Genomic DNA, 26,738 nt, shown 5'->3' on the forward strand with positions numbered 1-26,738 from the left:
GGACGGGAGCAGAAGTGACCAGCCAGGAGTACCGCGAGCGCGCTGTGAGCGTGCTGCGCCCGATCAACCACAGGCCCCTCACCGCCCAGGACATCGCCGAAGCGGCGGTGTGGGCCCAGCTCGCCACCGCCGCCGCGATCGAGGAGCAGGCAAAGGGAGTGCGTGATGGCGAGTGAGCCGAAGCTGACCGCCGCCGAGAAGGCCCAAGTCGCCTGGTACGTCGCACGGATGGCCAAGCGCGGCATCGCCGGTGAGCACGTCTACCAGCGCGACCTGGAACGCAAGGTCGAGCGGGTCATCGAGCGGGCCCGCAAGCGCGAGGAGCGCGACGCGAAGAACGACCGCACGTAGCTATGCCCCAGGGGCGGCCATCCGGCCAAGGATCCCGGCCGCCCCTGGGCCCCTGACCACCTTTCGAGTAGCAGGAGAGAGACCAGCATGACCGAGAACGTCGTTCCCTTGTTCAAGGCCCCGGCCCCCGACGGGGATCCTGCCCCGCCAGCCGCGTCTGCGGCGCGGCCGGTGCCGCTGTGGGTGCGCTCCGGTCGGGCAGCCCGCCGGGCGGTCACGCACGAGCGCACCCGGGCCACCGGCCGCGCCATGGTCCGGCACGGCTCCTACGTCCTGGGCGGCACACGCATCGTCGCGCGCCGCGCGTGGGACGGCCGCACGGCCGCCCGCTACGAGCGGATGATCCGCGCCGCCGAGGCGTCCGGGAACTACGAGGTCGCAGCCGAGTGGGAGACCCGCGGCGCCGCGTTCCGTGCCGCCCGGCACAAGCGGCGCATGGACCTGATCACCTCCCCCGAGCGCATCGCGAAGAACGCCGCCTACGGCGCGGGCGGCACCGTGGGTGGGCTGCTGCTGCTCGGCATCGCGCTGGCCATCGCGACCAAGCAGCCGGGTGACGTCGTCACGCCGCTGATGGCCATGGTCGAACTGATCCATTGGCTCGTCATCATCGTCACCGTCGTGTGGGGCCCGCTGATCGTCGTCGGCCCGTGGCTGGCGCTGCTCGGGGTGTGGGCGGTCGGCCGTCACCGGCAGGCCGCACCGAACTGGGTCCTCCCGGCGAAGGCACGTTCCGGTGAGGGGGAGCCGATCACACCGTCGATCGTGGTCAAGGCCCTGCGTGACCTCGGCATCGCGCCGCTGCGGAATGCCATCAAGGAGATGGGTGACGCCGGCGCCTCGATGCTCGGGCCCATCACGATCGCCGGATGCGGTGTCGAGGTCGACGTCACCCTGCCTTCGGGAGTGTCGACGGACGAGGTGCAGAAGCGGCGCCGAAAGCTCGCGGAGAACCTGTCCCGACACGAGCACGAGGTGTTCATCACCATCCCCCCGGCCGCCCGCACCGTCCGGCTGTGGGTCGCGGACTCCGGCGCGCTGGACGAGCCGATCGGTCCCTCCCCGCTCGTCACCGACGACGAGACCCTGACCGCGAACTACAAGAATGGCCGCGCCCCGTGGGGACAGGACCTGCGTGGCGACGCCGCCCTGATCAGCCTGTATCAGCGGATGCTGCTCATCACGGGTCTGTCCAACCAGGGCAAGACCGCCGCCCTGCGTGCGCTCGCACTGTGGCTCGCGCTGGACCGCACCGTGGAGTTCCGTATCGCGGACCTCAAGGGCGTGGGCGACTGGGGCATGTTCGACGGACTCGCGACAGTGCTCATCCAGGGGCCGACCGATGACCATGTCATCCAGGCCACCGAGATGGTCGAGGGCCTGGTCGCGGAGATGGAACGCCGGATCCAAGCGCCGCCCGGGACCGTGTTCACGCCGCTGGTCGGGATCGTGGACGAGGCACAGGTGGCCTTCATGTGCCCCGTGGTCGACGAGGACAAGCGGCCCTACGGCGGCTCGAAGGCAACCTCCCGGTACTTCATGGCCGTCCGGAAGATCCACAACCAGGGACGCGCGGTCGACGTGATCCTGTGGGAAGGCACCCAGGACCCGACCGACCAGAACCTTCCCAAGCTGGTGCGCGAGGGTGCCCACACCCGCGCCTCGCTGGTCCTGGGCACCGAGTCGCAGGCCCGCATGGCCCTCGGGGACAAGGCCGTCGACGGCGGCGCGGCGCCGCACCTGCTGCGTCAGGGCCTCGACAAGGGCACCCTGGTCGTCGCCTCCGACGGCATCGATATCCCCGCCGGCCAGGCGTCCATCACCGTGCGCACCCACTACATCGACACCGACCAGGCCGCAGAGGTCGCCGACCGCGCCAAGGCCCTGCGCGACGGCGTCACCACGCTGACCGTCATCGACCACGGAGAGGAGCGCGACCCGCTCGCCGACATCGCCACCGTCCTCGGGGACGCGCCACGCGTCCTCACGCAGGACGTGCTCAAGCGGCTCGCCACGCTCAACGAGCAGGCATACGGCGGCTGGTCGTTCGTCGACCTCAAGCGCGTCCTGGACGGCACCGGAGCCGAGCCGTACAAGTCCGACGGCCGCATGGTCATCAGCCGCGACCGCCTCGCCCGCGCCCTCGCCAACCGCCCCCAGGACGGTTCCGCTTCCGCCCACGGATAGAGAGAGCCGACCCCCGCCCGGGTCAGGGAGGCAGGGAGAACTCCCTGAACCCCTCCCTGACCCGCCTCCCTCGCCCTGACCTGTGCAAAAGATCTATCAGGGAGGCAGGGAGGACCCGCAGGTCAGCACCCCGAAACCCCCTCCAGCAGCCTCCCGGCAGGGGGTGCCTCCACCTCCCTGCCCGGCACACGGCAGGGATTCCGCATACGCCGAGAGCGGCCCCCTATTCCGCCAAGAACCGGGGCCGCTCTCGTCTGCCAGCACTCACGAGAACTGGAGGCATCCAGCATGACCCAACCGACCACGAACGACCACCTCCGAACGGCGCTGAGCCTGGCCGCGGCGGGCATGCCCGTACTGCCGCTGCGGAGGGGGAAGGTGCCGTTCGGGAACTGCCCCGCCTGTGCGGGCAGCGCGTGTGGCGACCGGCCGCACATGAAGGCCGCCGGCCCCTGCCGGTGCCCGCGTGTGTGCCATGGGTGGGCCGCAGCCACCACCGACACCGCCGTCATCACCTCGCCCGCGTGGGCCCCGATGTGGCGCACCGCCGCTGCCGTGGCCTACCACCCGGCCGGGGCCGGGCTGACCGTCGTGGACCTGGACGACGCCTCTGCGGTCGCGTGGGCCCGCACGACACTCCCCGCCACGAGGACCGTGCCCACGACGCGCGGCGAACACTGGATCTACCAGGGCACCGTCCGGTCGGCGAACTCCGTCCGTCCCGGTGCAGACGTCAAGTCCCGCATGGCGTACGCCCGGTGGCTCGGGCCCGGCACCGGGACGATGACGGACCTGCCGTCCGCCATCCGCGCGCTAGTGGACAGGGAAGAGACCACCCCCGCCCGGCGCGGCGTGGTCTCTTCACCCCCAGAGCGGGCGGCGTGGGACCGGGCGGTCGCGACCGGGTGCCGACACACCGAGACGTACGTGCGCACCGGCCTGGAGCGAGGCATGGCAATGGTCCGCAGCCGGACCGACTCAGGTGCCGGTTCCCAGGCGTTTGGCGTTGCCCGGTACTTGGCCAAGCAGCACGAGCAGTGCCCCGGCCCGTGCGGGCTGGAGTACCTGGGCGAGCAGGTCGTCACCGCCGCCGTGTCGGTCGGCGTTCCCGAGCCCTACGCCCGGCGCGCGGTCGCCAACGGCCTCACCCTGCCCGGCAGGGCAGCATGAGCGCGCCCACCGAGCAGCCGGTCGTCATCACCGGCATCGCGCCGGGCCTCCACGTCCGCTTCACCAGCCCGCCGGTTGCGGACTGGCTCTGCCGCTGCGGCCACCACGAACGCGCCCGCGGCCGCGCCGCCGTCATCGAACTGACCACCCGCGTCCGCGTCGGCCACTGCCCGCACGCCGCCGACGCGGCAGACGCCCCCACCACCGAGGGCGCGGAAGTCGCCGCCCGTCAGGGCGTCCTTTCTGCTCTTCGCCCTGACCCGCACCCGACCACCGCCCCTGCGGCGGACAGGAGGACCGCCGCATGACCAGCACCCAGACGACCGCGCCCGCCATCGACGGCGCCGCGCTGCTCGATGAGGTCGAAGCGTTCCACCGGCGCTTCAACGTCTTCCCCTCCGAAGCTGCCTACGTGGCCGTTGCTCTGTGGGACGCCCACACCCACCTGCTCGACTGCTTCGACTCCACCCCTCGGCTCGCGTTCCTCTCCCCGGAACCGGGCAGCGGCAAGTCGCGTGCACTGGAGATCGTGGAAACCCTCGTACCCCGCCCCATGGTTGCGGTCAACGCCTCCGCCGCCGCGCTCTTCCGCGCCGTGTCCGGCCCGGATGGAAGGCCGACGATCCTCTTCGACGAGATTGATACGATCTTCGGCCCGAAGGCAGGTGACAATGAGGAACTGCGCGGGTTCCTCAACGCCGGACACCGCCGCACGGGCGTCACTTACCGATGCGTCGGCGACAGCCAGACCGTGACGCCGTTCCCGTCCTACACAGCCGTGGCCGTCGCCGGTCTCGGCTCACTGCCGGACACGATCCTGACCCGCTCCGTCATCATCCGCATGCGCCGGCGGGCCAGGAACGAAAAGGTGGAACCCTTCCGCGCGCGACTGCACGAAAAGGAAGGCGTCGCCCTGCGCGAACGCCTCGCCACATGGGCCCAGCAGGCCCGCGGCTGGGTCACGGGAGCGTGGCCGGAGATGCCAGAGGGCATCTCCGACCGACCCGCCGATGTGTGGGAACCGCTGCTCGCCGTCGCGGACGCTGCCGGGGGCGACTGGCCCCTGCGGGCCCGCGAGGCATGCGTGACCCTGGTCAAGGCGTCCCAGGCCAACGACAAAGGCAGTCTCGGTGTCCGGCTGCTCACGGACCTTCGCGATCACGTCCTCATCGGCGTGGACCGGCTCCCCACCATCGCCATCCTCGATCGCCTCAACTCGCTCGACGACGCCCCATGGGCGGACCTCAACGGCAAGCCGCTCGACAACCGGCGTCTCTCCCGAATGCTCAGCGACTACATGACCGCCGACAACGAGCCCATCGCCTCCCGGAACATCCGCACCACGGGCGGGGTCCTCAAGGGCTACTACAGCGAAGACCTCGCCGACGCCTGGCAGCGCTACTGCGCACCCGCTCCGGAGAGTCCGCTACTCCCGCTACAGCCGCTACACCCCAGCTCACAGGCACAAAACCTGTAGCGGCGGTTCTCGATGTAGCGGCTACGGCCTGCGCACCACGAAACGGCCGTAGCCGCTACATCCCATCTCTCCGCTACACGAAACACGCCGCTGACCTGCGATGTAGCGGCGTAGCGGATGTAGCGCACCTCAGAGAAGGGGCCCGAAGGCCCCTCCCGCCACCCAGGAGGCATGCCCATGAGCACCGCCGTGCCCAAGGTCGACACCGTCACCGTCCCGGAAGTGATGACCGCCCTGCGACTCAGCAGGAGCAAGGTCTACGACCTTCTTCGCTCGGGTGAGATCCGAAGCTTCACCGTCGGCCGGTCCCGTCGGATCCCCTCCGACGAACTGGCCTCGTTCATGCAGAACCGACTTGAGGAGTGCGCCTGATGGCCAAGCGACGCGCCAACGGTGAAGGCACCATCACCAAGCGCAAGGACGGCCGCTACCACGCCGCCGCGTACGTCTACCGGCCCGACGGCACCCGAGTACGGAAGTTCGTCTATGGCAAGACCCGGGAGGAAGTGGCCAACAAGCTCACTGAACTTCAGGAGAAGACCCGTCAGGGAATCCCCGCTGCCACGTCCGCGATGGCGTTCGGGGACTACCTGACGTACTGGCTCGCGGCCATCGCGCCGAACCGGCTCAAGCCCGCGACGCTCAACAGCTACGAGGGGCTGTCGCGCCTCTACATCCGCCCGGCACTCGGTAAGAAGAAGCTCAACCGGCTCTCGCCTGCGGACATCCGGCTCTTCCTCGCACAGTTCAAGTCCGGGTGCCTGTGCTGCCTGCGCGGCGTGGACGCGGCCCGGGCCGAGGGAGAGCGGACGTGCTGTGCGGTGAACCGCTGCTGCAAGCGCCGGCCTTCGGCTCGGACCGTCCAGTACATCCACGCCGTCCTGCGGTCCGCGCTCCAGCAAGCGGTCCGAGAGGAGCTGATCGCGCGCAACGTCGCCCGGATCGTCGAAACGCCCACCGTCGAACGTCAGGAGGTGCACCCCTTGGACGCTGGGGAGGCACGGCTGCTGCTCAAGACCGCCCGGCCGCACCGCCTGTACGCCCTGTGGCTGCTGCTGATCTGCACCGGCCTGCGACGCGGGGAGGCACTGGGGCTCACCTGGTCGGACATCGATCTGGAAACCGGGCAGCTCCGAGTCCGCCGAAATCTCCAGCGGATCAAGCGGGAGCTGTTGTTCGGCACGCCGAAGACCGCCCGATCCATCCGGACCGTCTCCCTGCCCCGGCGGTGCGTGGACGCGCTCCGCGCCCACCTGGTGCAGCAGGCGAGGGAGGAGAAGATTGCCGGGAAGAAGTGGCAGCCGCCGACCGACCAGCCGAAGGGGCTGGTCTTCACCACGGCCACCGGCCGCGCCACGGACCCGCGCAGTCTGAACCGGATGCTCACGATCCTCTGCCGGGATGCCAAGGTGCGGCGGGTGCGGGTGCACGATCTTCGGCACACGTGTGCCTCGCTGCTGCTCGCCCAGGGGGTCGACGCCCGCACGATCATGGAGACGCTCGGGCACAGCACGATCACCATGACGCTCGACACCTACGCGCACGTCATGCACACGACCCTGCGCGCGGCTGCGGAGCGGATGGACGACGCGCTCGGAGGAGAGGACCCGGACGAGATTGACGGGGGTGAACCCGAGCCGGACGCCGCCGCCTGAGTCCGCCGGCGGGGACGTTGATGTCACCCGCTGATGTCAGAAGCCCCTCGGGATGATCCCGAGGGGCTTCTGAGCTGTGTGCACTCGGCAGGATTCGAACCTGCAACCTTCTGATCCGTAGTCAGATGCTCTATCCGTTAAGCTACGAGTGCTTGTGCTTCCCGGGCTTTTCTGCCCGGTCGGCGTTGCGGGAACAACATTACATGACCTGCGCCGCCACGCGAAATCCATTAGCCGCACCCCACCTGACCTGCATAAACGCCCGAATGGGCGGCGCGGGCGCGTGTGGTGGGGGCGGGGGCCGGATGGGTGGGAACGACCGAAGCCCCGGCCGTCGGGCCGGGGCTTCGGTGATCAACTGGCGGAGGCGGAGGGATTTGAACCCTCGATGGGCTTTAAGACCCAAACCGCATTAGCAGTGCGGCGCCATAGACCGGACTAGGCGACGCCTCCAGCACACCCGCGCGGGCGCGAGTGGTGCGTGCAGATGATGACACAGCCCAGCGGCCTGTCACCAATCGCCGTCCACGGTACTAGCCCCGGGGGCGGTAGAGCAAAGCATCTTCCGGTTGCGCAACGGAGTGGCGTGCGCAGCGTTAGAGATGCCGGGGCCACCCGGCCGTCCGGTCGGGACCGGCCTGTCGGCCGCGGTCCCCGAACAAACCCGTAACTCTTCAGGAGCCCTACATGCTCAGACGCCTCGTCCTCACCGCCACCGTGTCCGCCGCCGCACTGGCCTGCGTCGTGCCCACCGCCGGGGCCGTGACGTCGCCGCTGCCGCTGCCCGTGCCGCTTCTGGACGCACCCGACCGGCTGATGGTCGTGGTCTCCGAGACCGGGAACACCCGGACGGACGGACGGTACGAGCTGAAGTGCCGCCCCGCGGGCGGCACCCACCCCTCCGCGCGCTCCGCCTGCGACCGGCTCGACGAGCTGGCCCGCGAGAACCACGACCCGTTCGCGCCGGTGCCCGAGGGGCAGATGTGCACGCAGCAATTCGGCGGGCCGGCCACCGCGCGGGTCACCGGCACCTGGCAGGGGCGCCGTGTCGACGCCACCTTCACGCGGTCCGACGGCTGCCAGATCTCGCGCTGGCAGATGCTGGAGCCGGTGCTGCCGAACACCAGGTCATAGGCCGAAGGCGTACGCAGTCCGCACACAACCTTGGTGAGAGCTCCCCCTCATCCGCCGTCCGGGCGTGTGCCGCTGCCCTTAGACTCCCTCAGTGACAGGCCGATGCCAGAGGGGCAAGATGGGATCGGCCGTCCGCAATACGCAGTAGGTCAGGGAGGAACCGTCGTCGTGAGCAGCAGGCCATCCCGAGGCGCTGCTCGCCTCGCAGCCATACTCGACGCCCTTCCCGACGGGCTCGTGCTCGTCAATGCCAACGGCACGGTCGTCAACGCCAACACCATCGCCCTCGAGCTCTTCGAGTCGCCGGGCACCGCTCTCGTGGGCCGGGGTCTGCTCGACCTGCTTCCCGAGTTCGACTCACGCCTGATCCCCGGCTCCATGCGCCGCCCCGACGGGGCCGACGAGCGCGGGCGGACCAAGCCCACCCGGATGATCGCGCGGCGGACGGACGGCAGCGAGTTCCCTGTCGAGGTGACCAGCGCGAGCCTGGACGGACGCGAGGCGTACGACTCGTACAACGGCTACACAGGCGACGAGCTGCTGATGCTGGTCGTGCGGGACCTGTCGGGGACCGTGGACACCGAGGCGGAGCTGGCACGTTCGCAGCGCCAGACCGAGATGATCCTGCGGGCCGCGTCCGAGGGCGTCGTCGGCACCGACACCGACGGCCGGGTCGTCCTCGTCAACCCGGCCGCCGCGCAGATCCTGGGCTTCCGCGCCAGCGACCTCGGCGGCCAGGAGCTGCACCCGCTGATCCTGCATTCGCGCGCGGACGGCGAGCCGTTCCCGTACGAGGAGTCCCCGCTCGCCGACACCCTCAAGTCCGGGCGCAAGCACCGGGTGCGCGGGCAGGTGCTGTGGGCGAAGAGCGGAGCGAAGATCTCCGTCGACCTGACCACCGCGCCGGTGCGCGACGGGGACCAGCTGGTCGGCGCCGTGATGACGTTCACCGACCGGCGGCCGTACGAGGAGCAGGTCCACAAGCACGCGGCGGAGCTCGCGGAGACGACCGAGCGCCTGACCGGCGAGCTGGAGCGGGCGACGGAGCGGCTGACGGCCGAGCTCGCGGCCGCCACGGAGAAGTACGAGGCCGAACTGGCCGACAAGGCCGAGCGGTACGCGGCCGAGCTCGAGGCGGGCGCCGAGCGGTACGGGGAACTGGCCGCCCGGCACACCCAGCTCACCGCCGTGCTCGGCGAGTCGCTGCGCGGACCGCTGGAGGAACTCCGCCGCGAGCTGGGCACCCTGGCCGCCGACCCGGCCGGGCAGCTGTGGCCCGAGGCGAACCAGATCCTGCACCATCTGGCCGCGGGCTATGCCCGCATGACGACGCTCGTCGACAACGTGCTCGGCTATCAGCGCCTCGACACGGGAGCGGAGGGGCTGGCCAAGTCCAAGGTGCTCCTCGACGCCGTCGTGGCGGCGGGTGTCGACGGCGCTGTCGAGCTGATCGGCCCGGGACGCGCCCAGTTCGCGGTGCACGCGCCGCCGATAGAGGCCGAGGTGGACGGGGCGCGGCTGGCGACGGCGCTCGCGCACCTGGTCGCGGATGTCGCGGGCGTCGACTCGACGGGCAAGGCGAAGGTCGTGCCCGGCGGCGGCTACGTGGACTCGACGGTCGTGGTCGCCGCGGCACAGCGCGGCGACGTCGTACGGATCGAGGTCCGGGGCCCGTTCACCGGCGGGGACCCGGTGCACGAGCCGATCGTGCGCGGGATCGTCCGGGCGCACGGAGGAGTGCTGCAGACGCACGAGGTGCCGGGGATGAGCGGCAGCGCGTACGTGCTGGAAGTGCCGCTCGGCGAGGGAGCGGGGACGGTGGCCCCGCCGCCGGCCGCCGAGCTCGCCCTGCCCGCGCAGGCGTCGTCCGAGCCCGGCCCGGTCACGACCGGCGGCGGACGGCGGCGCGCCCGGCGCGCCTCCACGGACGCGTTCCTGGAGAGCCCCGTGGCGATGGAGGACCCGGTCGCCGCACCGCCGACCGGACGGCGCCGAGCGGCGCAGGCGGACCGGGCCGCAGCGGAACGGATCCCCGCCCAGGACAACGGCGAGACCTCCGGCAACGGGGCCGTGAACGGAACCGGCCTCGGGAACGGGGCCGGGAACGGGAACGGCGACGGAAACGGCCGTGGCGGGACCGGGCGCCGGCGTGGGCGGCCGAGCCCCGCCGAACAGGCCGAGGCCCCGCCGCAGGCCCTGCCGCAGGCCGCCGAGGGCTCGGTGGTCATGGCCGCCGAGGGCGCGAGCGGGCGGGCCGCACGCGGTGAGACGGTGCCGCCGCAGGGCGTGCCGGTCGACGCCCACGGACTCGCGGGCGCCACCTCGGGTCGGCGTGCCCGGCGAGCCGTGGAGAGCGGGCTGCCCGGGCTGTCGGCCGCCCCCTCTGCCGGACCGCCCGCCGCACAGCCGACCACCCAGCCAACCGCCGAACCGACCACCCAGCCGACCGGGCGTCGCGCCCGGCGGGCGCTCGCCCCCGCATCGGCCGAGGCAGCCGGTCCCGCGCGGACCGCCTTCGCGCTGCCGCCCGCCGAGGCGGACCGGGTGCAGCCGGCGCCCGACCCCGCGTTGCCGGCCGAGCAGCACGACGCCGTGGCCGCTGCCCCCGGCAGCGAACACCACACGCCGCCACAGCAGCATCCGGCGCCCACGGGCCGTAGGCGCGCCCGGAACCAGGCGCAGCCGCCCGGCGGTGAGGCCACCGTGCAGCAGCCCGGACAGCCGGCTCCGCAGGAAGCGGGCGCGGACAGCACGTCCGGCGGCACAACCGACAGCACAACCGACAGCGGATCCGCGGCGCAGGGCTCCGCGGACTCGACGGGACAGACGCCCGCGGTTCCCGCGGCCACGGACGCGACAGGACAGACCGCCGCCGCTCCGGCGGCCGAGGCCGAGGCCGTACCCGCGCAGGGCCCGGACACCGGTTCCGTGTCCGTACCGCTGCCGCCGGCGCTCCCCGTGTCCGAGCCGGCCCGGCCCGCGGGGCCCCAGTCGGCGGCGGGACAGGCTGTGCCCCGGGCACGCGCCGCCCAGCCGCTGCCCGCCGAGGAACCTGCCACCGCCGACTCGACGCAGGGCCGCGCGTTCAGCGTGCGCACGCTCGGGCAGGGGGTGCCCTTCGCCCAGCACCTCACGCAGCAGCAGAACCAGACGCTCGGCTCCGGCCGCAGGCGCAAGCTGGGGACGCGTCCGGACAGCGACCTCCCCGAGGCGGCCGCCCGCCCGCATCCGCAGCCGCAGGCAGCACCGGTCCCCGCTCCTGCCCCCACCCCCGGTCCGATGCCCGCCCCGGGCGCGTCGCGGCTGCCGGCCGCCGACCGCTCGGAGGGCCGTGCGTACGCGATCGGAGCGCCCGACGAGGGTGCGGAGGGTCCCGAGCCGCTGGACGGTCCCGGCGGTGCGGTCGAGGTCGCCAACCGGCCCCAGCCACAGCCGGTCGACGACGAACTGCCGCCCGAGCCGCTGGACAACCCGCGCAGGCTGCTGGTGTGGCCGGCGCCGGACGTCTCCACGCAGCAGGCGCTGAGCGACCGCGGCTACCGGCCGGTCGTCGTGCACTCGCGTGAGGAGGTCGACGCGCAGATCGCCGCGTTCCCGGCGGCCCTGTTCGTGGACCCGCTGACCGGGCCGATCACCCGGACCGCACTGCAGTCGCTGCGGCAGGCCGCCGTGGCCGCCGAGGTGCCGGTGCTGGTGACCGCGGGACTCGGGCAGGCGACGCGGGAGGCGGCGTACGGCGCCGATCCGGCCGTCCTGCTCAAGGCGCTGGCGCCCCGCGACAGCGAACAGCACCCTTCGCGTGTGCTGCTGATCGAGGAGCAGGAGGAGATCGCGCTCGCGCTCACGACGACACTGGAGCGGCGTGGCATGCAGGTGGCCCGGGCGGGCACCGACGCGGACGCGGTCACGCTGGCGACGCAGATGCGGCCGAACCTGGTGGTGATGGACCTGATGCAGGTGCGCCGCCGGCGCGCCGGGATCATCGACTGGCTGCGGGCGAACGGGCAGCTGAACCGCACCCCGCTCGTCGTCTACACCTCGGCCGGTCTCGATCCGGCGGAGCTGCCGCGCCTGTCGTCGGGGGAGACGGTGCTCTTCCTCGCCGAGCGCTCCACCAGCGGCGAGGTCCAGGCGCGCATCGTCGACCTGCTCGCGAAGATCGGCACCAACTGACGTACCCACGCACGCCGACGTAGGCACGCGAAGGGGCCGGCGGTCGTGACCGCCGGCCCCTTCGCTTTCCACTTGGCTTTCGGCTTCGTTTCCGCCTCAGCCTTCTTTTCGCCCCAGCCTTCGTTCTCGCCTCAGCCTTCGCTTTCGCCTCAGCTGTCGCTGTCGCGTTGCCTGTGCCGCTACAACTCGGTGACGTCCAGCTCCCCGTCGGCGTACTGCCTGCGGATCACCTTCTTGTCGAACTTGCCCACGCTGGTCTTGGGCACCGCAGGGACGATCGCCCAGCGCTCGGGCAGCTGCCACTTGGCGATCGACTGCGCCAGGAAGTCCCGGAGCGTCGCGTAGTTCGCCGTGGATCCTTCGTTCAGCACCACCGTCGCCAGCGGCCGCTCGCCCCACTTTTCGTCCGGGACGGCGACGACGGCCGCCTCGGCGACCTCGGGGTGCGCCATCAGGGCGTTCTCCAGCTCCACGCTGGAGATCCACTCGCCGCCGGACTTGATCACATCCTTGGCCCGGTCGGTCAGCGTCAGGTAGCCGTCGGGACTGATCACACCGACGTCGCCGGTCTTGAGCCAGCCGTCCTTGCTGAACTTGTCCTCGGGGCGGAAGTTATCGCCACCCGCTCCTCCGTAGTAGGCCCCGGCGATCCAGGGACCGCGCACCTCCAGCTCACCGGCCGACTCACCGTCCCAGGGCAGGAATTCGCCGCCGGGACCGACCAGCCGTCCTTCCACACCGGTCGGGAACCGGCCCTGCGTGACGCGGTAGGGCCACTCGTCCTCGGCGCTCAGCCCGCCCGGCGGGTTGGCCATGGTGCCGAGCGGCGAGGTCTCCGTCATGCCCCAGGCGTGGCACAGCCGCACGCCGAGCTTGTCGTACGCCTCCATGAGGGAGGGCGGGCAGGCGGCGCCGCCGATGGTGACCTGCTTCATGGAGCTGAGGTCGCGGGGGTTCGCGGTGACCTCGGCGAGCAGGCCCTGCCAGATGGTGGGGACGGCCGCGGCGTGCGACGGCTTCTCTCGCTCGATCATCTCCGCGAGCGGCGCGGGCTGCAGGAAGCGGTCCGGCATCAGCATGTTGATGCCGGTCATGAAGGTGGCGTGCGGCAGTCCCCAGGCGTTCACATGGAATTGAGGCACGACCACGAGGGTGGTGTCGCTGTCGGTCAGGCCCATCGACTCGGCCATGTTGACCTGCATGGAGTGCAGGTAGATGGAGCGGTGGGAGTAGACGACGCCCTTGGGATCGCCCGTCGTGCCGGAGGTGTAGCACATGGCCGCGGCCGAACGCTCGTCCAGCTCGGGCCAGTCGTACGTGGTCGGCCGGCCCGCGATCAGCTCCTCGTACTCGTGCACCTGCGCCTCGGTGTCGGCGAGCAGCGAACGGTCACCGGGGCCGGAGACCACGATGTGCTCGATGGTCGGCAGGTGGGGCAGGAGCGGGGCGAGCAGCGGGAGCAGGGAACCGTTGACGATCACGGCGCGGTCGGCGGCGTGGTTGACGATCCACACGAGCTGCTCGGCGGGCAGGCGCAGGTTCAGTGTGTGGAGCACGGCGCCCATGGAGGGGATCGCGAAGTATGCCTCCACATGCTCGGAGTTGTTCCACATGAGGGTGGCGACCCGCTGGTCGCCGTCGATCCCGAGCTCGTCGCGCAGGGCGTTGGCCAGCTGAGTGGCACGCAGGCCCACCTCGGCGAAGCTGCGGCGGTGCGGTTCGGGCTCGCCTGTCCAGGTAGTGATCTGCGACTTCCCGTGGATCGTCATCCCATGCTGAAGGATGCGGGTCACAGTCAGCGGTACGTCCTGCATGGTGCTCAGCACGGCGTCCTCCCGGTGGGCGCTGGCGCTACGTTGCGGCAAGTGGCAAGATTCTGCGCACATACCAAGCGGTATGTCACTACCCGGGAGTAACGAATCCCGCACATCACCGCACAGCACCGCACATGGGTCACACACCGAGTAGGAGCGGGGCCCACACGGTCACGGAGAGTGGGCCCCGGTCAGCGCACGGGCCGACGGGGAACGAGGTCCGGTGCGGACCGCCCGACGGGCAGTGGGTCCGGTCAGCGGACCGGCGTCAGCTCCGGGTCGTCGCGCAGCTTGCCGAGAGCCCGTGACACCGCGCTCTTGACCGTGCCGATCGAGACCCCGAGCACCTCTGCCGTCTGCGCCTCGCTCAGGTCCTCGTAGTACCGCAGGACGACCATGGCCCGCTGCCGGTCCGGCAGCTTCATCACGGCACGCCACATCGCGTCGTGCAGCACCTGCTGCTCGGCCGGGTCCGTCGCCGGCACGGCGTCCTGCTCCGGCAGCTCGTCGCAGACGAACTCGTCCACCTTGCGCTTGCGCCACTGCGAGGTGCGGGTGTTCAGCAGAGCCCGGCGCACATAGCCGTCGAGCGCACGGTGGTCCTCGATCCGGTCCCACGCGACATACGTCTTGGTGAGCGCGGTCTGCAGCAGGTCCTCGGCATCGCTCGGGTTCGCGGTGAGCGACCTGGCGGTCCGCAGCAGCACGGGCCCCCGCGCCCGTACGTACGACGAGAACGATGAGTAAGGCGTGTACGACGGCACCGGCGCGGCGGCCTGGGAGGCGGTCGTACAGACTGGCGTGGTCATGTCTCCACGCTAGGAGCGAGCCCGCCGCGGCGGATCGGCCCCAGGGACCGAAGCCGTGTCCCCCTCAGGTTGTAGGGCCTGCGCGGGCCGCACCTCCTGAAGGTGGAGGACCCCCTCAGGGGCTACGCGCCGTCCACCCCGAGGACCAGTGCGGAGGTGGGGACTCCGGTGCCCGCCGTGACCAAGGCCCTCGTGGCACCCGGCGTCTGGTTCACCGACGTGCCGCGCAGCTGTCCGACGGCTTCGGCGATCCCGTTCATCCCGTGCAGATACGCCTCCCCCAGCTGACCACCGTGGGTGTTCAGCGGCAGCTCGTCCGCCGCCACGAAGGCGGCCGCCTCTCCGGGCCCGCAGAAGCCGAACTCCTCCAGCTGCATCAGTACGAACGGTGTGAAGTGGTCGTAGAGGATCGCCACGTCGATGTCGGCCGGGACGAGCCCCGAGGTGCGCCACAGCTGCCGGGCGACGACGCCTGCCTCGGGCAGCCCGGTGAGGTCGTCCCGGTAGAAGCTGGTCATCTGCTCCTGGGCGCGGCCCGCCCCCTGCGCCGCGGCGAGGATCACCGCGGGCGGACGGCGCAGGTCGCGGGCGCGCTCGACGCCGGTGACGACGATCGCCTGGCCGCCGTCGGTCTCCTGGCAGCAGTCCAGCAGCCGCAGGGGCTCAGCGATCCACCGCGACGCGGCGTGGTCCGCGAGGGTGATCGGCCTGCCGTGGAAGTACGCGGCCGGGTTGGTCGCCGCATACCGGCGGCCGCTCACGGCGACATGGCCGAACGCCTCGGGCGTCAGCCCGTACGCGTGCAGATAGCGCTGCGCGGCCATCGCCACCCAGGAAGCGGGGGTGAGCAGTCCGAAAGGCAGGCTCCAGCCCAGCGCCGCGCCCTCCGCGGACGGCTCGCGGTGCTGGACGCCGGAGCCGAAGCGGCGCCCGGAGCGCTCGTTGAACGCCCGGTAGCAGACGACGACTTCGGCCACGCCCGCGGCGACGGCCAGCGCCGCCTGCTGCACGGTCGCGCAGGCGGCTCCGCCTCCGTAGTGGACGCGCGAGAAGAAGGACAGCTCGCCGATGCCCGCGGCCTGGGCGACCGTGATCTCCGGGCTGGTGTCCATGGTGAAGGTGACCATGCCGTCGACGTCGGCGGGGGAGAGTCCGGCGTCGTCGAGCGCGGCCCGCACGGCCTCCACGGCGAGTGTCAGCTCGCTGCGCCCGGAGTCCTTGGAGAACTCGGTCGCGCCGATCCCCGCGACGGCCGCCCTGCCACCGAGCACGTCCTTCGCCCGGATGCTCATTCGCCCGCATCCGGGACGGTCACGGTCACGGCACCCGTCACGTGGGTGCCCAGGCCGTTGACGCCGACGACCCGTACCTCGGCGGTCCGGCCGTCGAACGCGTCGACCGTGCCCGTCAACACCATCGTGTCCCCCGGGTAGTTGGGCGCACCGAGCCGGATCGCGACCTTGCGCAGGACGGCACGCTCCCCGAAGTGGTCGGTGATGTACCGCCCGACCAGGCCGTTCGTCGTCAGGATGTTCATGAAGACGTCCGGGGACCCCTTCTCCTTCGCGAGCTCGGCGTCGTGGTGCACGTCCTGGTAGTCGCGCGAGGCGATGGCTCCGGCGACGATCAGCGTGCGCGTGACGGGAATGGCGAGAGGTGGCAGCTCCGTGCCCACGGCCGGGACCGGAGTCATACAGCCTCCTGCGGTTGCGGGGCGGCAGGGGTGTCCGGGCTCATACGGCCTCCTCCAGCTGCCGTTCCGCCATGGCGTCCGGGCTCATGCGGCGATACGGCCTCTCCGGCCGCGGCGCGGAAGACCGGCAGCTCCAGACCGTCGTCCACCCGCAGGAACTCCAGATCCACCGGCATCCCGATGCGCACCTTGTCGCAGGGCACTCCAACGACGTTGCTGACGAACCGCACCCCCTCGGCGAGCTCGATCAGCCCCACCGCGTACGGCGGGTCGAACGCCGGGAACGGCGGATGGTGCATCACCACGTACGAGAACACGGTGCCCGAACCACTCGCGGCCACCGTGTCCCAGTCGGGCGATCCGCACGCACCGCACCCCGGCAGCCAGGGCAGCCGCAGCGTCCCGCAGCCCCCGCACCGCTGGATGAGCAGCCGGTGACCGGCCACTCCCTGCCAGAAGCCTTCGTTGTCCCGGTTGATCACGGGGCGCGGCCGGAGGGCGGGGGCCGGCCTGGAGGCGGACGTGTGCTGGGCAACCGGGACCGTTGCCGGCTGGGCTGACAAGACCCGTGCCAGCTGGGCGGCCGGCGCGTATTTGAGGATGCGGAAGCGGTGCGTACCCACCGTCCGCCCGCCGGTCCGCACCTCCGTCCGCGTGGTGATGAAGTACCCCGTACCGAGCTTCGTCGTCTTCCTCGGGGACACCGACTCGATCACCGCGTCGAAGGTGATGCGGTCACCGGGGCGCAGCGGCCGCAGGTACTCCTGCTCGCAGTCGGTCGCCACCACCGAGCGGAATCCCGCCTCGTCGAGCAGGGCGAACAGCTCGTCCTGGGCAGGTGTCCGGCCGCCGTGTCCCGAAAGACCACCCATGGTCCACGCCTGCAGCATCGTCGGCGGCGCGATGGCGTCCCGCCCGCGGTACGCCGCGTTCCTGTCGCCCATCGCCTCGCACCAGTGCCTGATCATCGGCGCGTTGACGGGGTCCTTGCCTTCGCAGGAGACGACGGCAGGCCGCCCTTCGTACGTCGTGAGCTGTGCGTAGAGCTCGTCGGCCACCCCGTCCCCCTCCGCCCGTCCACTCCTCCGGGACGAATCTGACTGTCCGTCAGCTCTGGTGTGGTGTCAAGGCCACCGCCACGATCACCGCAGGCGGCGTCGAGCCTGCCCGCAGACGCGCGCCTGCGCGGCGGTGCCGGAGCACCGCCGCGCAGGCGGTCGTTCACCCCCCGCAGGCCCCCCTCGGGCCGGTCGTCACCAGCGCAGATGCGTGATGTCGACGGTGATGTTGTCCTGATCGACCACGGTGAGGCCGGAGCCGTTGACACTCGCCGTGTTGTTCCGGTTGGGCGCGGCGGCACCGGTGACCACCTGCTGGATGGTGGTCGCATTGCCCGGGTGGCCGCCCGCGACACCGCTGCCGGTGATCGTGGCCACCGAGGCGTTCGACCCGTCGTCCGCGCAGCCGCCGCTGCCGACCTCGGTCACTCCTGCGAAGAGCGACGAACGCGAGGGGCAGGGCGGCGAAAGCGGCGGCGGTGCGGGCGGAACGGATGCTTACCATTTCGTTTCCCTCCATGGACCGGGCTGCTCAAGTGCTGCGTCTTTCCCGGCAGTCGGCCGACCACTCGGGATCTGTTCCACGACGTCGCGAGATCAGAATTGCCCACCGAATCCCCGGCGAACCACCCCGGACCGGGCTATTCGCTCGCAAGCGTGATGACAAGTCGATAAACCCCTTCACGCCCGCGGACTCGCCTTCGGCGCACGCACCCCCCGCCGCATCGGGCTCGCTGTGCGGAATGAAGCGTTGCACCACCTTTTCGGCCGACACCTCCCCCTTCCTTTCTTCGAACGTGTGTACGAACATAGAGTCATGGCCATTCCCGACCGGCAGACCGCCAGCCTGGCCCTCGCCCACGCCCTCACCGCCGCGGAGCGCGGGCTCCCCGTCATCCCCCTGTCCCCCACCAAGCTCCCGGCTCTGCGCTCCCCCCACCGGGACGAGCCGAAGCCGTCCCTCTGCCGGGGGGAGTGCGGCCTGCCCGGTCACGGCGTGCACGACGCGACCACCGACCCCGCCGCCGTTCGCGCCCTGTTCGCCGCCGCGCCCTGGGCGACCGGGTACGGGATCGCCTGCGGGCGCCCGCCGCACCGGCTCATCGGCATCGATCTCGACACGACGTCGCAGACCGACTCCGTGGCGGAACTCCGGCACCTCGCCCTGCGCCACCTGTTCACCATTCCGGAGACCGTCACGGTGCTGACGCCGAGCGGTGGCCGCCACCTGTGGCTCACCGGCCCACCCGATGTGGTCGTCCCCAACTCCGCGGGCCGGCTCGCCCCCGGCATCGATGTGCGCGGCGCGGGCGGTTACCTCGTCGGCCCGGGCTCCGTCACCGCCCACGGCGCGTACCGCCTGGCCCCTGGCACGGCGGACCTGCCCCCCGCACCCTGCCCGCGCGCCCTGCTGCGCCTGATCGCACCTCCCGCGCGCCCCCGTCACGCCGCGCCGCCGCGGCACTCCGGACACCGCCAGGACGAGACAGCAGACAGGACGCACCAAGGGCAGGGGCTGGTCCAGTTCGTGCGCGCCGCACAGGAGGGGCAGCGCAACACCCGCCTGTTCTGGGCCGCCTGCCGCGCCTACGAGCACGGCTTCGGCGATGCGCTGGCGGACGCCCTCACTGACGCGGCGGTCCGGGCGGGGCTCACGGAACGGGAGGCACGCGCGACGATCGCGTCGGCCGCCCGGCTCGACGCCGGGCCCCGCGGATGACATGGATCACACAAGAGGTCGCCGCATCAGGGGCAACTGCGGCCTATCCACCGGTTTGCCTTCCCGGTGAGCGCCCGCAGCCCTGCCTCGTACCTCCTCAACGTCCTTCCTTCTCCCCCATATCCGGTCATACGATCACTGGGCAGCCGCACTGCGTGAGTGCCACCGCAGCGGCTGCCCTCTGCTTGCTCGACCTGCTCGACCTGCTCGACACCTGGCCTGACCTGATTCAGACCTGTTCAGGCCTGCTTTGACCGCGCCTCGGACCTGAGAAAAAGGGCTCTCTTGAACATTCGCCGCATGCTCGCCACAGCGGTCGTCACCGCAGTGACCACTCCCGCCGTGCTGCTCACCGTCACCCCCGCGTTCGCCGACACCAAGCCCGGCACCGGGCAGTCGGCGGCGCAGAAGGCCGCGGCGGAGAAGCCGACCATCGAGGAGCTGGAGAGGGCCGCCGAGGCGGCGCAGAAGGCGTACGACGCCGCCGTCGAGACCCAGAAGGAGGCGGAGGAGGCCAAGGAATTCGCCTTCTCCGACCAGGCGCCCCACGCCCTGGAGGCCAAGGAGGCGGCCGATGACGCCGCCGCCGCCAAGGTCGCCAAGGAGGGGGCCGACATGGCGCTCGCCGAGGCCAGGGCCGACCTGGACGCTCTCCCCGAGAACGCCTCGGAGGAGGAGAAGGCCGCCGCCCGGCAGAAGGTCACGGACGCCGAGGCCGCCGCCGAGGCCGCGGCGACGACCCTGGCCGCCGCAGACGAGAAGGCGAAGAAGACGGCCGACGCCGCGGACGAAGCCCGCGAGGCCGCCGGGCAGGCGGTGGCCGAGGCCGAGAAGGCCACGGCAGCGGCGCTCAAGGCGAAGGAGGCGGCCGACAAGGCGCTCGCCGACGCCAAGGCCGAGGAGGACGAGGACGACGGAGACGAGGACGGAGACGGTGACGAAGAGCCTGCCTGCGTCCCCGAGAACAAGCTGACCACCGTCGCCCACGGCCTCCCATCGAAGATCGTCGCCGGCACCACGATCGACTTCTCCGTCCGGGTCACCAACGGCACCGACAAGACCTTCGACGAGGTCCGGCCGTTCGCGTACTTCCACGCGACCGACAAGAGCGGCTACAACGTCGTCGACGAGTACTTCGACCTGCAGTGGTGGTCCACCGGCTCCTCGCCGAAGTGGACGGATGTCGTGGACGGCGGCTACGCCGGATCCATCAGCCCGCTGAAGGCCGGGGCCCACGCCGACATCAAGCTGCGCCTGACGGTCGACGCCAAGGCGCCCGCCGGGAACGGCGTCGCCTTCGTCGCCGGTGACTACGTCAACGACGACGGCACCTGCGGCGGAAACTTCTTCACGGAGTACGACTTCGACGTCCTGGCCGCGGGCACCGAGCCGGGCAAGGTCGACGACGCCAAGCCCGGCAAGACCTCCAAGACCAGGCCGGCCGCCGTCCCGCAGGGCGGCACCACCGGGACCCTGGCCAACACCGGCTCCGCGTCCGCCCTCCCGCAGCTCGCGGCAGCTGCCGGAACGGCCCTCGCCCTCGGCGCGGGCGCCGTACTGGTCGTCCGCCGCCGGAAGGCCGACTCCACTTCCTGACAACCACTTGGGATGCGGCGCCGCCTCGGCCCACTCGGGCGGGGGCGGCGCAGTCGCGTGGCCTGGCGGAGCCGACGCCAACCGCGTTCAGCCCCCGGCTGCGGCAGAAGAGGCAAGGCCACCCAGGGCGTCCTTGCGGACCACAAGTGCCCACCGGTAGCGGCTCGGACACGTGATTGCCGATTACTCCAAAGCCCGCAAGCTCTTCTTGATCTGGTTGGCCGGCGGCCTCTCAGTTCATGACGGCCGCCCGCCGAACTGCCAGTTGTGTACCTCGATGTCGGCATACACACCCAAGGTCAGCACGGCGCGTGCCGTGTCCGGGTCCGGTGCCCGGACCAGCACCGCCGTACCCAGCCAGGTGGTGCCGTCGTCGGACAGCAGGGGCCCGTACGCAATCAACTCGTCCCCGTCGGCGGGCACGGCAAGGTCGGCACCCTGCCCCGTGCCGAGGCCGAGCACCAGGTACCGGTTGCCACCGGTCCGGCCACCGGGGAAATCCCACATGGTGCGCCCCAGCATGTTGCGCCACCGGCGCAACAGCACGTCCCGGTACACGCCGGCCTGATAGCCGGGCTCCTCGAAGGCAAACGCGCGTGCGGCGGCGGGATCCGGCAGATCGACGATGTGCACACTGCCGGTGGGCATGTCACCGTCACTGGTCAGAGTCGGGCCGCGGGCGATCATCTCCTTCTCGTACCGGTCCATGTAGGACCAGTGCTCTTCCAGCAGGTCGTGGCGCAGCGCCACGGAGCCGGGCCGATCGCGGTGGTAGCAGAAGAACTCCATGCCCACACTCTCCACCACCGTGCGCCGCGTCATCTCGGCCCCCGGTCAACCCTCCGGGCGACGCCGGGCGTTCTCTGGTGAGCGCTGCCCTCAGCTCGCGTCCTTCTCGATGACCTCGAAGATGTCGGCGTCCGTCTCCTGCTGCCAGGCCGGAAGGTCGGCCCAGTCGGCCACGTAGCGTGCTTCGCGTCCCCGAATTGCTTGAACGTCTGTGCCGTCCAACACGTCGCGACGAACTGGCTCTTCTGCTCGCGGTTCAGTCGCGCCGTGTGGCCATCGCTGAGTTCGATGAAGGGCGGACCAGTTCGTAGACGGAGCCCGCGGCCTCGTGCCCCCAGTGTGGGGTGATCGGCCCAGGGGGTCACGTAGCCGGCCTTCGGCTCGCCAGGGGAGCGCTGGTGCACCCCCGCATCGGCCGGCACCAAGGCGCATCCGCCGCCCACAGCGCGGCGTCGCGCGGCCCGGCGGTACGGGCAGTCCTGCGTCCGAAATCCGCGCAAGATATTTTTGTATGGAGTTGAGGATCTCGTCGGCGGACACTCCAGCCGGGGGGACAGGTGGATGTTCGTGCGGGACGAGAATGCGCTCGTGCGTGAGAAAACGGCTCAGGGCGAGATCGCGGACGTTATTCGGGGCGAGGACTACGACCGAGAGCACAAGCCTCAGTGGGGGGTCAGTTCCTTCGTCAGCTGATGTTGGGCCTGGTTGAAGGTGGGCAATCCTTGTGCCCGGCGTGCGGATCAAGGGGACGAGATTCCAAAGCACGAACGAGACCGACTCAGGCCAAGACCTGCTCGACTACTGTCATCGGGATGCGCTGGAGATGGTCAGGTCGGTCGAGACTTTGGAAGGCCTGGCCCAAACTGCTCCATGACGCGGCCGGCTTGGGCTGACAAGCCGGATGACTACCTTCTCGGCTCATACCGCATCGCCACCGCCCCCGAGCCGAACTCCAGCCGGCTCACGAGCTTCAAGTCGACACGCTTCGACAGCCCCGCGAACAACGTCGGCCCGTGGCCCACAAGCCTGGGCTGCACCACGAACTCGTACTCATCGATCAATCCCAGCTCCGCCAACGCCAGCGGGAGCTTCACGCCTCCCACGAACAGCCCACTACCCGACTCCCGCTTGAGCTGCTGAACGGCCTTGCCGAGATCCCCGCGTACGAGCTCGGCGTTCCAATCGACCCGCTCCAGGGTGCTCGACACGACGTACTTCTTTGCCGCGTTGATCGTCCGGGCGAAGGATTCCATCCAATCAGGTCTCGCTCCCGTCTGTGCTGGCGGCCGCCACGCTGCCTCCATCAATTCGTAAGTCACCCGGCCAAAGAGGAGGGCGTCGGCCTGTTTGAGGTTCTCGACCGCATGGCGATGCAATTCTTCGTCCGCGAACGCTTCACGATGGTCGCAGCACCCGTCCAATGTGACGTTGATGGAATACCGAAGGGGTCGCATTTCGCAAGAGTACCGCCGACAAACCTTCAGCTGCTGTGCGAGGGATGCAACAGCAGGAAGTCCGATGGCTGGGAGCCGGCCAGCTCGTGGGGCGGCTCCAGCGCGGGGGCCTGCGATCTCGCCGCGCCCAGGCTTCCCGGTCATGCACGGAAACCACTTGACCGAAATGAGGTGGCGCTCCGTGGAACGGCGCGTTGCCGGTCGCGCGTCACGAACGTCGGCGATCCTTGTGCGGCCATGTGGATGCTGCTCTTGGCCGTCGTGGTGCTCGCGGCCGCGAACGCGCTCAACGCCCTGCTCGCACCCGGTTGGTACGTGCCGGTCTGTGTAGTCGCGGCCGTGCTGCTTGTTCTGATCGCCCGCCGGTCCGGCCTGACTTGGGACGATCTGGGGCTCGGCAGGGCCGCGGCCCGCCGCGGTCTGCGCTGGGGCCTGGTCCTGGCCGGAGCCGTTCTCGTGGTCTATCTGGTGGGCCTGGCCCTGCCGTTCACCCGGGAGGTATTCCAGGACGAGCGGGCCGCGGGTCTGTCTCCCGGAGAACTGGTGTACCGCGTGCTGGTCCGCGTACCGCTCGGCACGGTGCTGCTTGAGGAAATCGCATTTCGTGGCGTGTTGTGGGCCATGGTTTGGCGACGGTCGGGGCATGTATGGGCCACCGTCGCTTCCTCGGTGCTCTTCGGGCTCTGGCACGTACAGCCGTCACGCGGGCTCACGCGCGCGAACGCGGCTGCCCAAGCGGTCTTCGGAGTCGGCCAGGTCGGCGTCGCCCTGTCCGTGACAGCGGCGGTCGTCGGCACTGCCCTCGCCGGTGTGCTCTTCTGCGAGCTCCGGCGCCGCTCCGGCAGCCTCATCCCACCCGTGGCGCTGCACTGCGCCCTCAACAGTCCGGGCTACGCGCTCGCCTGGGCGGCGAGTCGCTGGTTGGCCTGATCGGCGCGGGCGCACGTCGGTGCGTCAACGGCGCACTGGCCCTCGTAGGTCCATGACTGGTGCGAAGACCGGTGCGAACCGCTGTCAGAGAGCGGTCCTGCTGGGCATGCCTCTCGCGACAGACGCCCCACGCAGCGCCCCTCCGGGTACTGCGTGCCACCTCGTGCCTTAACGGGCAGGTTCACAGACCGCCCGACTCGCCGACAGCTCAGGGGGGCCATGATCTCTCGCCCCATGGCAGCTCCCGCCCAAAGCCACTACACCGACCTCGACACATCGTCCCCGCTCACCCGCTCAGCTGCTCCCTCCCAGCCGTTCGAGTTCGCCAGTAGGCCATGGCCTCTGCGCCCAGGCCAGCCGCCACGAATACGCCCGCCAGCCAGAAGAGCGGCGTCTTCTGCCACTCCAAGCCGTCAAGCAGCGCCGGCACAGCGAGGGACGGCAGAAAGTGCGCGACAGCGGTCCACCACTGGCCCTTGCGAGCTTGGACAATCGCGGAGGCCGACGAGAGCACGAAGAGCAGCGTCGTCACTGCCACTGGTATCCACATGGCGGCAGTCTGTCGTGCCCTGGTCGGCCCCATGCCCCCGCCCCGCAAATGAGGCCATCGCATGCACTCGCATGCCCTGTGTGGCCGGGGAAGAGCGGGGAGACAGGTACGCCGCGGGGGCGGACATGAAAGCGGCTCCTGACCGTACTGCCTGGTCAGAAGCCTTTTCGCCTGGCGGTGGGTGTGGGATTTGAACCCACGGCGACATCGCTGCCACGACGGTTTTCAACAGGATCCATCCCCGAGCCGTACCAAGCCTTGACCTGCGTCTTCGCCTCTCAGGTCGGCGAGCATGCCCCAGTTGGGCCACGGCCGCACAACCGCGCCGTACCCCAATCCGACGAGGGGCGGAACCTTCCCTACTTCCATCAAGGCGGCTCGCTCCGCTCACCGCGCGGCCCCGGCTCCAGCGCCGGGCAGCGGACTACCGTCCACGGCATCTTGTGTATTCGCTCCAGCCGCGCGGTCGGCGGAGCCGGGCTGCTGCTACCTAGAGGTCCGCCTACAGAGGCATGCCGCAGTACAGGCCGCGTTGCCCGGCATCGCGGACGAGGCCGGGCATCCGCAGGAAGTCCGCCGCTGCTCGGCTGGGCACTCCTGGAGCTGCTGGAACGATTCGCCCCACGGCGGGCCACCCTCATCTGGGAGGCGCTCACGGCTCTGGTGCTCGTCGCCAGCCTTCCCTACAACGGGGCCGGCATCACAACGTCCGACCAGCTCCTGCTGGCCCTGATGCACCTGATCGTCGGCGCGGCGGTGATCCCGGCATTCGTGATCACGTCGCTGCGCCGATCCTGACGCCCGGCTCAGGCTGTCCGAACTGCTCGTGGCGCCATCACCGGTGTGACTGACGGCGTCTGGTTCATCAGGACCCTGCTTACTGGCACCCGTGCACATCTCCGTCGCCTACAAGCCGACCACCTCAACGCAGACGCTGCTGCCCGGCGGCGCTGCCTGGGTTGCGATGGCTCACCACCCCACCGTCGCCCGCTGCGGGAAGCGGACTTTCCCGCAGCATGGCGACCGACACGAGGCGACTGGCCGCTTCGCCGACAGCACCTATGGCGCCTGCTACCGGACCCTCACGCCGGAGGACCGGGAGCGCGCCTTCGAGCACGAGCAGCCGGAGCTCACCAGCGAATAGCCCCGGAAGGCGGGGCCCCACCACACCGATAGGAGGCCCCGCCATGGCCAACCTTGCTCTCCTCTACCCGATCGGCGCCGCTGTCGGCGCTACGTACGCGGCCGCCGCATGGGCCTGGCGCCGCTTCAAGACCGCAGCGTTGGACGGCGTCTACCCCGGATCCCCGCAGCACCAGGCCGCGCTCCGGTCGGTCAAGGACGGGTCTGATGCAGGTTCGGGTGACAGGTCCGGTCACGCGGCCTGGAGGGCCGGCGTGGTCATGACGGTCTCGAATTCGATGGGGGTCAGCCGGCCGAGTGAGGCTTGTCTGCGGCGTCGGTGGTAGGTCCGCTCGATCCAGGTCACGATCGCGATCCGGAGTTCTTCGCGGGTGGCCCAGACACGGCGGTCGAGGACGTTCTTCTGCAGCAGACTGAAGAAGGACTCCATGGCCGCGTTGTCGCCGGCAGCTCCGACCCTCCCTATCGATCCGGCCATCCGGTGGCGGTCGAGCGTCCGGACGAATTTCCGGGAGCGGAACTGCGATCCGCGATCGCTGTGCAGAATGCAGCCGTCGACGTCTTCACGCCGGGCCACGGCGTTGTCCAGGGCGGTCACGGCCAGGCGGGACTTCATCCGCTCGTCGATGGAGTAGCCCACGATCCTGTTGCTGAAGGCGTCCTTGATCGCACAGAGATAGAGCTTGCCTTCGCTGGTGGCGTGCTCGGTGATGTCGGCGAGCCACAGCCGATTCGCACAGGCTGCGGTGAAGTCACGGCGGACCAGGTCGTCGTGCACCGGCGGGCCGGCCTTCTTGCCCTTGCCGCGCTTCTTGCCGAACACGCTCCACCAGCGGTCGTCCCGGCAGATCCGCCAGGCAGTCCGGTCCGCCATCACGGTCCCGGCGCCGCGCGCTTCGCCGGCCAGGAAGCGGTAGCCGAACTCCGGGTCGTCACGGTGCGCGTCGAACAGCGCGTTCGCGCGATACCCCTCCTCCAGCATGGCATCGGTCACCGGCTGGTCCAGCCAGCGGTAGCAGGGCTGTCTGGCGAGCT

Annotated in this window: 25 protein-coding genes, 2 tRNA genes and 1 pseudogene; 15 read left to right on the forward strand and 13 right to left on the reverse strand. The window is 70.6% G+C overall.

Going from position 1 to position 26,738, the window contains the following annotated elements; translation table 11 throughout:
- Positions 1–14 precede the first annotated feature (14 nt).
- The 8 genes from J7E88_RS30705 (at position 15) to J7E88_RS30740 (ending at position 6,840) form a co-directional block, all read left to right on the forward strand.
- Positions 15–176 carry a hypothetical protein gene (locus J7E88_RS30705; RefSeq protein ID WP_215186715.1) on the forward strand — a complete coding sequence of 54 codons (162 nt, stop codon included), beginning with the start codon at positions 15–17 and terminating at the stop codon, positions 174–176.
- Positions 166–351, forward strand: a complete 186-nt coding sequence (locus J7E88_RS30710) for a DUF6257 family protein (RefSeq protein WP_215186716.1) — start codon at positions 166–168, stop codon at positions 349–351. The genes J7E88_RS30705 and J7E88_RS30710 overlap by 11 nt, the downstream gene beginning before the upstream one ends.
- 87 nt (positions 352–438) lie before the next feature.
- Positions 439–2,538, forward strand: a complete 2,100-nt coding sequence (locus tag J7E88_RS30715; protein WP_215186717.1) for an ATP-binding protein — start codon at positions 439–441, stop codon at positions 2,536–2,538.
- A gap of 288 nt (positions 2,539–2,826) precedes the next feature.
- Positions 2,827–3,708, forward strand: coding sequence for a bifunctional DNA primase/polymerase (locus J7E88_RS30720; protein ID WP_215186718.1), 882 nt, complete (start codon positions 2,827–2,829; stop codon positions 3,706–3,708).
- Positions 3,705–4,016, forward strand: a complete 312-nt coding sequence (locus J7E88_RS36500; protein ID WP_251023460.1) for a hypothetical protein — start codon at positions 3,705–3,707, stop codon at positions 4,014–4,016. Before J7E88_RS30720 ends, J7E88_RS36500 begins: the two co-directional genes overlap by 4 nt.
- Positions 4,013–5,185: a DUF3631 domain-containing protein gene (locus J7E88_RS30730; protein ID WP_215186719.1), complete on the forward strand. Its 1,173-nt coding sequence runs from the start codon at positions 4,013–4,015 to the stop codon at positions 5,183–5,185. Before J7E88_RS36500 ends, J7E88_RS30730 begins: the two co-directional genes overlap by 4 nt.
- 177 nt (positions 5,186–5,362) lie before the next feature.
- Positions 5,363–5,557: a helix-turn-helix domain-containing protein gene (locus tag J7E88_RS30735; protein WP_215186720.1), complete on the forward strand. Its 195-nt coding sequence runs from the start codon at positions 5,363–5,365 to the stop codon at positions 5,555–5,557.
- The gene (locus J7E88_RS30740) at positions 5,557–6,840 is read left to right on the forward strand and encodes a tyrosine-type recombinase/integrase (RefSeq protein WP_215186721.1); all 1,284 of its coding nucleotides are present in this window, start codon (positions 5,557–5,559) and stop codon (positions 6,838–6,840) included. Before J7E88_RS30735 ends, J7E88_RS30740 begins: the two co-directional genes overlap by 1 nt.
- 79 nt (positions 6,841–6,919) lie before the next feature.
- Here the strand turns inward: J7E88_RS30740 and J7E88_RS30745 are convergent.
- Positions 6,920–6,992 (reverse strand) — tRNA-Arg (locus tag J7E88_RS30745).
- Between the two features lie 207 nt (positions 6,993–7,199).
- Positions 7,200–7,293 (reverse strand) — tRNA-Ser (locus J7E88_RS30750).
- Positions 7,294–7,527: 234 nt separating this feature from the next.
- On the opposite strand from J7E88_RS30750, the gene J7E88_RS30755 reads away from it, so the two are divergent.
- Positions 7,528–7,974 carry an SSI family serine proteinase inhibitor gene (locus tag J7E88_RS30755; protein ID WP_215186722.1) on the forward strand — a complete coding sequence of 149 codons (447 nt, stop codon included), beginning with the start codon at positions 7,528–7,530 and terminating at the stop codon, positions 7,972–7,974.
- Positions 7,975–8,142: 168 nt separating this feature from the next.
- Entirely contained in the window at positions 8,143–12,147 is a 4,005-nt protein-coding gene (locus tag J7E88_RS30760) for a PAS domain-containing protein (protein WP_215186723.1), read from the forward strand.
- 179 nt (positions 12,148–12,326) lie between these two features.
- Here the strand turns inward: J7E88_RS30760 and J7E88_RS30765 are convergent, their stop codons facing one another.
- The 6 genes from J7E88_RS30765 to J7E88_RS30790 form a co-directional block, all read right to left on the reverse strand.
- Entirely contained in the window at positions 12,327–13,973 is a 1,647-nt protein-coding gene (locus J7E88_RS30765; protein ID WP_215186738.1) for a long-chain fatty acid--CoA ligase, read from the reverse strand.
- A 242-nt stretch (positions 13,974–14,215) separates the two neighbouring features.
- Positions 14,216–14,770 carry a SigE family RNA polymerase sigma factor gene (locus J7E88_RS30770; protein WP_215186724.1) on the reverse strand — a complete coding sequence of 185 codons (555 nt, stop codon included), beginning with the start codon at positions 14,768–14,770 and terminating at the stop codon, positions 14,216–14,218.
- 122 nt (positions 14,771–14,892) lie between these two features.
- Entirely contained in the window at positions 14,893–16,062 is a 1,170-nt protein-coding gene (locus tag J7E88_RS30775; protein WP_215186725.1) for a lipid-transfer protein, read from the reverse strand.
- Positions 16,059–16,463: a MaoC family dehydratase gene (locus tag J7E88_RS30780; RefSeq protein ID WP_215186726.1), complete on the reverse strand. Its 405-nt coding sequence runs from the start codon at positions 16,461–16,463 to the stop codon at positions 16,059–16,061. The genes J7E88_RS30775 and J7E88_RS30780 overlap by 4 nt, the downstream gene beginning before the upstream one ends.
- On the reverse strand, positions 16,460–17,521 hold the full coding sequence (locus J7E88_RS30785) for an OB-fold domain-containing protein (RefSeq protein ID WP_215186727.1): 1,062 nt from the start codon (positions 17,519–17,521) through the stop codon (positions 16,460–16,462). The genes J7E88_RS30780 and J7E88_RS30785 overlap by 4 nt, the downstream gene beginning before the upstream one ends.
- A gap of 195 nt (positions 17,522–17,716) precedes the next feature.
- Positions 17,717–17,950: a hypothetical protein gene (locus tag J7E88_RS30790; protein ID WP_308307671.1), complete on the reverse strand. Its 234-nt coding sequence runs from the start codon at positions 17,948–17,950 to the stop codon at positions 17,717–17,719.
- A 388-nt stretch (positions 17,951–18,338) separates the two neighbouring features.
- Here J7E88_RS30790 and J7E88_RS30795 point away from each other — a divergent pair, with 388 nt between their 5' ends.
- Positions 18,339–19,241 (forward strand): bifunctional DNA primase/polymerase, encoded by a 903-nt coding sequence (locus J7E88_RS30795; RefSeq protein WP_215186728.1) that lies wholly within the window; start codon positions 18,339–18,341, stop codon positions 19,239–19,241.
- A gap of 300 nt (positions 19,242–19,541) precedes the next feature.
- Entirely contained in the window at positions 19,542–20,837 is a 1,296-nt protein-coding gene (locus J7E88_RS30800) for an LPXTG cell wall anchor domain-containing protein (RefSeq protein ID WP_251023461.1), read from the forward strand.
- Positions 20,838–21,074: 237 nt separating this feature from the next.
- Here the strand turns inward: J7E88_RS30800 and J7E88_RS30805 are convergent, their stop codons facing one another.
- From J7E88_RS30805 to J7E88_RS30815, 3 genes and pseudogenes are all read right to left on the reverse strand, one after another.
- Positions 21,075–21,626: a YciI family protein gene (locus J7E88_RS30805; protein WP_215186739.1), complete on the reverse strand. Its 552-nt coding sequence runs from the start codon at positions 21,624–21,626 to the stop codon at positions 21,075–21,077.
- 90 nt (positions 21,627–21,716) lie between these two features.
- Positions 21,717–22,069: pseudogene (locus tag J7E88_RS30810) on the reverse strand (hypothetical protein).
- A gap of 462 nt (positions 22,070–22,531) precedes the next feature.
- Positions 22,532–23,080, reverse strand: coding sequence for a dihydrofolate reductase family protein (locus J7E88_RS30815; RefSeq protein ID WP_215186730.1), 549 nt, complete (start codon positions 23,078–23,080; stop codon positions 22,532–22,534).
- Positions 23,081–23,317: 237 nt separating this feature from the next.
- Here J7E88_RS30815 and J7E88_RS30820 point away from each other — a divergent pair, with 237 nt between their 5' ends.
- Positions 23,318–24,010 (forward strand): CPBP family intramembrane glutamic endopeptidase, encoded by a 693-nt coding sequence (locus tag J7E88_RS30820; RefSeq protein ID WP_215186731.1) that lies wholly within the window; start codon positions 23,318–23,320, stop codon positions 24,008–24,010.
- A 286-nt stretch (positions 24,011–24,296) separates the two neighbouring features.
- Here J7E88_RS30820 and J7E88_RS30825 read toward each other — a convergent pair whose 3' ends face one another.
- Positions 24,297–24,560: a hypothetical protein gene (locus tag J7E88_RS30825; RefSeq protein ID WP_215186732.1), complete on the reverse strand. Its 264-nt coding sequence runs from the start codon at positions 24,558–24,560 to the stop codon at positions 24,297–24,299.
- A 183-nt stretch (positions 24,561–24,743) separates the two neighbouring features.
- Here J7E88_RS30825 and J7E88_RS37175 point away from each other — a divergent pair, with 183 nt between their 5' ends.
- Together J7E88_RS37175 and J7E88_RS30830 are read left to right on the forward strand one after the other, a co-directional pair.
- Positions 24,744–25,358, forward strand: coding sequence for a DUF6069 family protein (locus J7E88_RS37175; protein WP_308307672.1), 615 nt, complete (start codon positions 24,744–24,746; stop codon positions 25,356–25,358).
- Between the two features lie 91 nt (positions 25,359–25,449).
- The gene (locus tag J7E88_RS30830) at positions 25,450–25,704 is read left to right on the forward strand and encodes a hypothetical protein (RefSeq protein WP_215186733.1); all 255 of its coding nucleotides are present in this window, start codon (positions 25,450–25,452) and stop codon (positions 25,702–25,704) included.
- A gap of 231 nt (positions 25,705–25,935) precedes the next feature.
- On the opposite strand, the gene J7E88_RS30835 is transcribed toward J7E88_RS30830, so the two are convergent.
- On the reverse strand, positions 25,936–26,738 hold an 803-nt coding region (locus J7E88_RS30835; protein WP_215186734.1), incomplete at its 5' end, for an IS3 family transposase.

The organism is Streptomyces sp. ISL-10 (assembly GCF_018614575.1).
GTDB lineage: Bacteria > Actinomycetota > Actinomycetes > Streptomycetales > Streptomycetaceae > Streptomyces.

Bases quoted from the DNA above. Each gene is read 5' to 3' on its own strand.
- J7E88_RS30710 (WP_215186716.1), top strand. From the start codon at position 166: ATGGCGAGTGAGCCGAAGCTGACCGCCGCCGAGAAGGCCCAAGTCGCC.
- J7E88_RS30715 (WP_215186717.1), top strand. From the start codon at position 439: ATGACCGAGAACGTCGTTCCCTTGTTCAAGGCCCCGGCCCCCGACGGG.
- J7E88_RS30720 (WP_215186718.1), top strand. From the start codon at position 2,827: ATGACCCAACCGACCACGAACGACCACCTCCGAACGGCGCTGAGCCTG.
- J7E88_RS36500 (WP_251023460.1), top strand. From the start codon at position 3,705: ATGAGCGCGCCCACCGAGCAGCCGGTCGTCATCACCGGCATCGCGCCG.
- J7E88_RS30730 (WP_215186719.1), top strand. From the start codon at position 4,013: ATGACCAGCACCCAGACGACCGCGCCCGCCATCGACGGCGCCGCGCTG.
- J7E88_RS30735 (WP_215186720.1), top strand. From the start codon at position 5,363: ATGAGCACCGCCGTGCCCAAGGTCGACACCGTCACCGTCCCGGAAGTG.
- J7E88_RS30740 (WP_215186721.1), top strand. From the start codon at position 5,557: ATGGCCAAGCGACGCGCCAACGGTGAAGGCACCATCACCAAGCGCAAG.
- J7E88_RS30755 (WP_215186722.1), top strand. From the start codon at position 7,528: ATGCTCAGACGCCTCGTCCTCACCGCCACCGTGTCCGCCGCCGCACTG.
- J7E88_RS30770 (WP_215186724.1), bottom strand. From the start codon at position 14,770: ATGACCACGCCAGTCTGTACGACCGCCTCCCAGGCCGCCGCGCCGGTG.
- J7E88_RS30775 (WP_215186725.1), bottom strand. From the start codon at position 16,062: ATGAGCATCCGGGCGAAGGACGTGCTCGGTGGCAGGGCGGCCGTCGCG.
- J7E88_RS30780 (WP_215186726.1), bottom strand. From the start codon at position 16,463: ATGACTCCGGTCCCGGCCGTGGGCACGGAGCTGCCACCTCTCGCCATT.
- J7E88_RS30795 (WP_215186728.1), top strand. From the start codon at position 18,339: ATGGCCATTCCCGACCGGCAGACCGCCAGCCTGGCCCTCGCCCACGCC.
- J7E88_RS30800 (WP_251023461.1), top strand. From the start codon at position 19,542: ATGCTCGCCACAGCGGTCGTCACCGCAGTGACCACTCCCGCCGTGCTG.
- J7E88_RS30805 (WP_215186739.1), bottom strand. From the start codon at position 21,626: ATGGAGTTCTTCTGCTACCACCGCGATCGGCCCGGCTCCGTGGCGCTG.
- J7E88_RS30815 (WP_215186730.1), bottom strand. From the start codon at position 23,080: ATGCGACCCCTTCGGTATTCCATCAACGTCACATTGGACGGGTGCTGC.
- J7E88_RS30820 (WP_215186731.1), top strand. From the start codon at position 23,318: ATGTGGATGCTGCTCTTGGCCGTCGTGGTGCTCGCGGCCGCGAACGCG.
- J7E88_RS30825 (WP_215186732.1), bottom strand. From the start codon at position 24,560: ATGTGGATACCAGTGGCAGTGACGACGCTGCTCTTCGTGCTCTCGTCG.